Source organism: Corallococcus sp. AB049A (genome assembly GCF_003668885.1).
GTDB lineage: Bacteria > Myxococcota > Myxococcia > Myxococcales > Myxococcaceae > Corallococcus > Corallococcus interemptor.
In genome coordinates, this window is sequence record NZ_RAWL01000466.1 from 1 (window position 1) to 6,389 (window position 6,389).

A 6,389-nucleotide genomic window follows, 5' to 3' on the forward strand; every position below is an offset into this window, starting at 1 on the left:
ACGCGGGGGCAGGTGGGATGGACGGCCCTGCCAGGGCCCCCCAGCTTCCGGACACGCAGCCGCCTGGAGGCAGTGCCATGGCCGATCCGCATTCGCAGCCGACCGACGCAGACCTGGGGCTGCGCCTCACGCTGCTCAACGCCGCGCTCGCGTCCAAGGTCGTCAACGTGCGGCGCTACACACGCCATGCGCTGCTGGCCCAGGGCGCCTGTCACGACACGATGAAGGCCGTGTTCGGACTGCATGCCCGGGACGAGCAGGACCACGCGCTCCGGCTCGCCGATCGCATCCAACAGCTGGGCGGCCGGCCGGACTTCAACGTTGGAGGACTCATGTCCCGCGGTGACATCCACGACGAAGACGGGCGGACGCTGGTGGAGCTGCTCCGCGAGAACCTGGCCGCGGAGCGCGTCGCCATCGAGACGTACCGCGACCTGCTCCCCTCCTTCGCGGGCAAGGACCCCGTCACGCGGCGGCTGTTGGAGGAGCTCCTCGCCGAGGAGGAGGCCCACGCCAGTGCACTGCTCGCGCTCCTGGAGCGTTGAGACCCCGGCCCGGTGGGTTCCTCGGGCGGGCCCTGAACGGACCCGCCGGGCCGTGGCTTCTCAGGCGGCCGGCGCCGGCTGAGCGTCGCGGTAGCGCACCATCCGCTTCAGCGACGGATCCCACAGGTTGAGCCGCAGGCAGCCCACGATGTCCTTGAGCGTGAGCGTGGTGACGTGCGGCCCCTGCAGCTCCGGGATGGACGCCATCGCCTCCGGCAGCCGGTAGAACGGGATGCGCGGGTTGAGGTGGTGCACGTGGTGGTAGCCGATGTTGCCCGTGAACCATTCCATCACCGGCCCGAAGCGCATGTAGCTGCTGGCCTCCAGCGCCGCGTCCGCGTGGTTCCAGGCGGCGTCCGGCAGGATGCTCACGTCGTCGAAGTTGTGCTGCGCGTAGAACAGGTACGTGCCCAGCGCGTACGCGGCCATCAGCGGCCCCACGAAGGCGGTGAGGTAGACGCCCAGGCCGAAGAAGTGCCAGACGGCCGCGGACAGGGCCACGTGCAGCGCCAGCGCCAGTCCGGACGTCCAGTAGCGCTTCGGGTTCTTCACGAACGGCTGGAGGCACAGGCTGTAGAGGAACGCGGTGAAGTAGCCCAGCGCCAGCGTCACCGGGTGGCGCTCCACCACGTAGCCCAGCCGCTGGGCGCCGGAGGCCTGGCGCCACTGCTCCGTGGTCCAGGTGACGAAGGTGCCCGCCGAGTCCGCCGCGATGCGCGCGGTGTTGGCGTGGTGGTGGTTGTGCGTGTCATTCCAGATGCGCGAGGGCGTGAGCGTGAGCAGCCCCTGCACCTGGAAGAGCGCCTTCGCCCACGGGGACTTCGGCAACAGCGCCCCGTGCATCGCGTCGTGGAAGAGGATGAAGCAGCGGATCAGCACCAGCGCTTCAATGAGGCCGCCCGCGATGCGCAGGGGCCACCAGGGCGCGGCCACCGCCAGCACCACCGCGCCCGCGAGCGCGGCGTAGGTGGAGACGAGCGCCCAGACGGAGCGCGCGGTGTCCTGGGCCGCGAAGGCTCGCGTGCGGGCGATGAGGTCCTTGCTCGATGGCGACGAGGTTCGTTCCATGAGGAGCGTTGTCCCATCCCCATGTCACGGCCGGGTCAGCGCTTCCCACGGCGCGAAGAGAGCCCCTTCGCGTCATGAGTTGACGCAAGAGGCCGTGCGTCAGCGCTTCTTGCGCCAGGCGCGCAGCTCCGCCTTCTTCTGCTTGCCTACGGCATCCAGCCGCTCCTGCCACGTCTCCCGGTAGGGGCGCAGGGCCTCCGCCACGGCGCGGGCCACCACCAGGTTGCGGTACCACTTGGCGTCCGAGGGCACCAGATGCCAGGGCGCCTGTGCGGTGGACGTGCGGGCGAACACGTCCTCGTAGGCTTTCGTGTAGTCCGCCCAGTGCTTGCGGTCCTCCCAGTCCCCCGCGGCGATCTTCCACGCCTTGCGCGGCTCCTCCTCGCGCGCCAGCAGCCGCTGCTCCTGCTCCTCCTGGCTGATGTGGAGGAAGAACTTGAGGACGATGGTGCCGTGCTCGGAGAGCAGGGTCTCGAAGTCGCGGATGTGCTGGTAGCGCGACTTCCAGAGCGCCTCCGGGACCAGGCGGTTCACCCGGGCCACGAGCACGTCCTCGTAGTGAGAGCGATTGAAGATGGAGAACTCACCCTTGCGCGGGGCCTCGCGGTGCACGCGCCAGAGGAAGTCGTGCTCCTGCTCCTCCGTGCTGGGCACGCCGAAGGACGTGACGCTCACTCCGCGCGGGTTGAGGCTGCCCACCACGTGCTTGATGGTGCCGTCCTTGCCGGCGGTGTCGCGCCCCTGCAGGACGATGAGGACGGAGTTCATCTTCGCGCCCCACAGCAGGTCCTGCAGGTCGAACAGCTCCTCGCCCAGGGCGTCGAACTCCGCCTTCGCCTCCTCCCGGTCCGCCTTCTTCGGCGGCGTCGTGGGGATGCGCTCCAGCTTCACCTTCGCGCCCTGCTTGTCGTTGCGGATGATGTCCATGGGCCCCTTCACTCCAGAGTTGGGCAGGCAGGTTGCCTGGAGCGGAGGCGGATTCACACCGTTCCAAGCCAGAACGTCCGGGTCGAACCTTTCGAAGCTGGCTCCGCTCCGGTGACACGACCGGTGACACGAAGCGAAGCGCGCGGTGTTCCCCTTCCATCCAGGCAACCGGGAGGGGAATACATGGCAGGGCAACGACGCATCGCGAGCACCGTGGGGGCCTTCGTGCTCGCGGGGCTTACGGGCTGCACCGGCACCGAAGCACCCGTGGAGACCACCGCCGCGCTCGCGACGTCCCAGGCGGAGCTGGCGTCCGTGACCCAGGCGGCCGCCGGCAGGAAGCACTTCCAGGAGGCCCTGCCCGGCACCAACGGCCGCTCGTGCGCGACCTGTCATGTCCTTTCGGACAACACCGCGCTCACGCCCGCGCATGTCGAATCCCTCTGGGCGAAGAACCCCGCGGATCCGCTGTTCCACCGCATCGACGCGGACGACCCCACCGCCCCCGTGCCCACCTACGAGCACCTGAAGAAGGGGCTGGTGCGGGTGGTGCTCCCCCTCCCCGCGAACATGGATGTCATTGACGTGCAGGGGAACGTCATCACCGCCCCGGACCGGAAGGTGTCCGTCTGGCGCGCGGTGCCGAGCATCGCGGACACGGCCTTCTCCGGCCCCTTCCAGGCCGACGGCCGGGAGACGGACCTCGTCACGCAGGCCCAGAGCGCCGTCACCAGCCACAGCCTGGGCGGGACCGTGGCGCTCCCCGTGCTCCAGCGCATCGCCGCTTTCGAGCGCAGCGTGTTCAGCTCTCCGCGCGCCCTCTTCGTGTCGGAGCTGCTGGAGCGGGGCTGGCCGCTGAGCGCCATTCCGGACCCGGACGCCCTGCTCCTGCTCGACGCCTCCGAGCGCCGGGGACGCGCCGTCTACGACCTGGCCTGCGAGGCCTGCCACGGCGACCGCACCCGCAACCGCGTGGTGAACCGCGACACGCATGACGCGCTTTTCTACGCGCTCAAGCCCGACGGCAACATCCAGTACACCGTCGCGCCCGGCCGCCCGCCCGAACCCGTGCGCGTGCCCCGCCCCCACAGTGAGTTCCTGAACGCCGGCTACGCGTACATGACGTACCTGGGCCAGCGCGGCGTCGTGCCCCTCTTCAACATGTCCGTCGACTTCCCCCAGTACCGCTTCCGCTTCTACACGGACGGCACGCGTCAGCACGCCGTCACGGACCTGCCCCCCATCCCCGTCACCGCGAGCGGCCACCCGGACGACATCAACCCCGCGCTGGATGAGAACGGCGCGCCCATCGTGGGCCCCGCGCTGGCGGCCCAGTGGTACTCCACCGACCCTGGCCGCGCGCTGATCAGCGGCGACCCCGCGGAGTTCGAGGCCTTCGACGTGCCGTCCCTGCGCGGCATCGCCCGGACCGCGCCGTACTTCCACGACAACAGCCACGCCACGCTCGCGGAAGCCGTGGACACGTACAGCCGCTTCATCCTCCCGGGCATCCCTTCCGTGGGCGCGCTCCCGGTGCACCCGCCCGAGTTCCCGGGTGGGCCGCCGGAGTCGCTCAGCCCCGCGCAGAAGCAGGACCTGGTGCGCTTCCTCCAGCGGCTGTGACAGGGCTGTCCGTCAGCGCCGCCACTCCAGCTCCGGCGCTGACACCCGGGGCGGAGGTGGCAGGAAGGTGTGCGCCAGTCCCCGCAGGCCCCGCGCGAAGAACTCCTCGCGGATCCACTGGGACAGCGCCGCCGCCTCCCCCTCGTGCCCCGGCGCCAGGTTGAAGGTGGCGTGCCACTCCACGAAGGTCTGCCCTGTCGCCGTCACCGGCGTCACCCGCAGCTTCGCCACGTAGTCGCGCACGGGCAGCGGGCCCTCCACCATCGAATACGCGTAGCTGCGCGCGTGCGGGTCGTGCTCCAGCCGCGCCTCCAGGTACACCTCGCCGTCGCGCGTGGTGAGCCGGCGCAGGAGGCCGGAGTCGGGACGCGTCACCCGTTCGCTGGAGACGACGCCCGGGTGCCAGCGCGGGAGGCTGTCAAAGCCCCCCACCCGGTCCCAGACGACGTCCGCGGGTGCCTGGATGAGCTGACTCGCATAGGCCTCGGCCATCGGTGCCTCACGTCGTTCGTGCATGGACCCGCGCCCCGTCACGCCGTACGGCCCTGGAAGCCCGCGCAAAGCCAAACAGTCAACGAACACTGCCCCCCACCACCGCATCGAATCAAATCCATGCTGTCCCCCATGTCAGGCATTGCGGCGCGTGATGTGGAGCAAGGGCAGCGGAGGCGGAATCGTCCAAAAGGGCGGTTGATGGCGCTCCGCATCGCGGGCCGGTGCGCGTGTGGCCCTGAGATCACCACCCTACCTGGGGGGACTCGTCCCTCAGGGCATGGTCCTACGGGATGTGAAGCATTGCCACGGCATGGCTGTTGAAGGCACAAGGTGCATGCCCTTGCCGAGGAGATGCCCGATGACCTCCGCTTCCATCACCGAGTACGAAACGCGCCTGTATTGGCAGGGGGACCGGGGCGCCGTGCTGACGAGCGACCATGCGCCCCCCGTGCCCATTGGCCGGCCGCTGTGCGGCCAGGGGGGCGGCAGGGAGGACGGGCGGTGGGACCCGGAGGCGCTGCTGGTGGCCGCGGTGGAGGGGCGCACGCTGCATGCGTTCCTGGACGGGGCGCGGGAGGCGGGCGTGGGCATCCTCTTCTACCAGAGCTCCGCCACGGCCCGGCTGGTGCGCGGCGGGCCTGAAGAGGCCGCCCACTTCACGGACCTCATCGTCCGGCCGCATGTCGCCGTGGCCAGCCTCCGGGAGGCGGAGGACGCCCGGCGGCTCTTCTCACGGCTGCCGGCGCGCTGCTTCCCCAGCACCATGCTCCAGCTCACCCCGCGCATCGAGCCGGTGGTGGAGGTCTGGGCCCACTCCCGCCGTGGGGACGCCCCGGCACCTGTCGAAAACCACGCAGCGCCCGGCGCCAGCGCGGACACGGCGGTTCCCTGCGGAGGAGGCGTGCGCAGTGTGGAAGTCCATGCCGACGAATCCACAAACGAACCCACCCACGAAGCCGGTGAAGGAACCGGAGCCGAAGCCCACGCCTGAGATCGAACCGCCGCGGCCGCCCATGCCGGAGAAGGATCCACCGCCGGGCGAGCCCCAGCGCCGGGAGCCGCCGCCACCGCGGCAGGACCCCGAGGTGGAGCCGGGCATCCAGGATCCACCCGCGCACGACCCCAACCATCCGGGGCCGCCGAAGATCATCGCGTAGCCGCCTGCCTGAGGGGCTCCGGACCGTGCGGTGAGAGGACGCTCGCCGCGCGGAGCGGCGCACGCGGAGTTTGAATGTCTTCACTGACAGGAAGAGACCGGCGGCCTTCCTGGATCTTCGTCCAATGTCTGGGTTGGCTGCCGCCGCGCCCCGATGCAAGCCGATGCGAGGAACCGTAGAGTGAAGGCGCACGTCGCGCGCCATGCCCACGTCATCCTCGACCTCCACCCTCAAGCTCCTCGCCGTCGCCGCGGCGTGCGCGGGGCTCATGGCCCTGGCCGGTGCCGGGACGTTGAGCGCGAGCCAGTCGCCGGCGGCGCGCATCGCCCTCCTGGCGGTGAGCGCGTTCGTGCTGGCGGGGGTGGGCGCGGCGGTGGCCCTGCGCGCGCTGGCGCGGAGTGAGCGCGAGTGCGCCCGGCTGCGCACGCAGGTGGAAGACGCGCGCGCGCTGAGCGACGCGGTGATGAACACCACGCCGGTGGGCTTCGCGTACTACGACCGCGACCTGCGCTACGTGCACGTCAACGCCGCGCTCGCCGCGATGAACGGCCTGCCGGTGGAGGCGCACCTGGGC

8 protein-coding genes are annotated in these 6,389 nt (G+C 70.6%); 5 read left to right on the forward strand and 3 right to left on the reverse strand.

Going from position 1 to position 6,389, the window contains the following annotated elements:
• The first annotated feature begins 77 nt into the window (after positions 1-77).
• A complete protein-coding gene (locus tag D7X55_RS33590) occupies positions 78-545 on the forward strand; it encodes a ferritin-like domain-containing protein (protein ID WP_158616246.1) in 468 nt (155 codons plus the stop codon).
• A 60-nt stretch (positions 546-605) separates the two neighbouring features.
• On the opposite strand, the gene D7X55_RS33595 is transcribed toward D7X55_RS33590, so the two are convergent.
• Both D7X55_RS33595 and D7X55_RS33600 read right to left on the reverse strand, forming a co-directional pair.
• Positions 606-1,613: a fatty acid desaturase gene (locus D7X55_RS33595; protein ID WP_120549883.1), complete on the reverse strand. Its 1,008-nt coding sequence runs from the start codon at positions 1,611-1,613 to the stop codon at positions 606-608.
• A gap of 99 nt (positions 1,614-1,712) precedes the next feature.
• Complete coding sequence (locus D7X55_RS33600; protein ID WP_120549884.1) at positions 1,713-2,540, reverse strand: PPK2 family polyphosphate kinase; 828 nt, start codon at positions 2,538-2,540, stop codon at positions 1,713-1,715.
• Between the two features lie 183 nt (positions 2,541-2,723).
• On the opposite strand from D7X55_RS33600, the gene D7X55_RS33605 reads away from it, so the two are divergent.
• Complete coding sequence (locus D7X55_RS33605) at positions 2,724-4,163, forward strand: cytochrome-c peroxidase (protein WP_120549885.1); 1,440 nt, start codon at positions 2,724-2,726, stop codon at positions 4,161-4,163.
• Positions 4,164-4,175: 12 nt separating this feature from the next.
• On the opposite strand, the gene D7X55_RS33610 is transcribed toward D7X55_RS33605, so the two are convergent.
• The gene (locus D7X55_RS33610) at positions 4,176-4,679 is read right to left on the reverse strand and encodes an SRPBCC family protein (protein WP_158626465.1); all 504 of its coding nucleotides are present in this window, start codon (positions 4,677-4,679) and stop codon (positions 4,176-4,178) included.
• A gap of 337 nt (positions 4,680-5,016) precedes the next feature.
• Here D7X55_RS33610 and D7X55_RS33615 point away from each other — a divergent pair, with 337 nt between their 5' ends.
• From D7X55_RS33615 to D7X55_RS33625, 3 genes are all read left to right on the forward strand, one after another.
• The gene (locus D7X55_RS33615) at positions 5,017-5,649 is read left to right on the forward strand and encodes an OsmC family protein (protein ID WP_121725189.1); all 633 of its coding nucleotides are present in this window, start codon (positions 5,017-5,019) and stop codon (positions 5,647-5,649) included.
• A 22-nt stretch (positions 5,650-5,671) separates the two neighbouring features.
• Positions 5,672-5,815 carry a hypothetical protein gene (locus tag D7X55_RS44915; RefSeq protein WP_233610228.1) on the forward strand — a complete coding sequence of 48 codons (144 nt, stop codon included), beginning with the start codon at positions 5,672-5,674 and terminating at the stop codon, positions 5,813-5,815.
• Positions 5,816-6,017: 202 nt separating this feature from the next.
• On the forward strand, positions 6,018-6,389 hold a 372-nt coding region (locus tag D7X55_RS33625), incomplete at its 3' end, for a PAS domain-containing protein (protein WP_368666514.1).

Excerpts from the sequence above, each read along its gene's own strand:
- D7X55_RS33590 (WP_158616246.1), top strand. The coding sequence starts at position 78 with ATGGCCGATCCGCATTCGCAGCCGACCGACGCAGACCTGGGGCTGCGC.
- D7X55_RS33595 (WP_120549883.1), bottom strand. The coding sequence starts at position 1,613 with ATGGAACGAACCTCGTCGCCATCGAGCAAGGACCTCATCGCCCGCACG.
- D7X55_RS33600 (WP_120549884.1), bottom strand. The coding sequence starts at position 2,540 with ATGGACATCATCCGCAACGACAAGCAGGGCGCGAAGGTGAAGCTGGAG.
- D7X55_RS33605 (WP_120549885.1), top strand. The coding sequence starts at position 2,724 with ATGGCAGGGCAACGACGCATCGCGAGCACCGTGGGGGCCTTCGTGCTC.
- D7X55_RS33610 (WP_158626465.1), bottom strand. The coding sequence starts at position 4,679 with ATGCACGAACGACGTGAGGCACCGATGGCCGAGGCCTATGCGAGTCAG.
- D7X55_RS33615 (WP_121725189.1), top strand. The coding sequence starts at position 5,017 with ATGACCTCCGCTTCCATCACCGAGTACGAAACGCGCCTGTATTGGCAG.
- D7X55_RS44915 (WP_233610228.1), top strand. The coding sequence starts at position 5,672 with ATGCCGGAGAAGGATCCACCGCCGGGCGAGCCCCAGCGCCGGGAGCCG.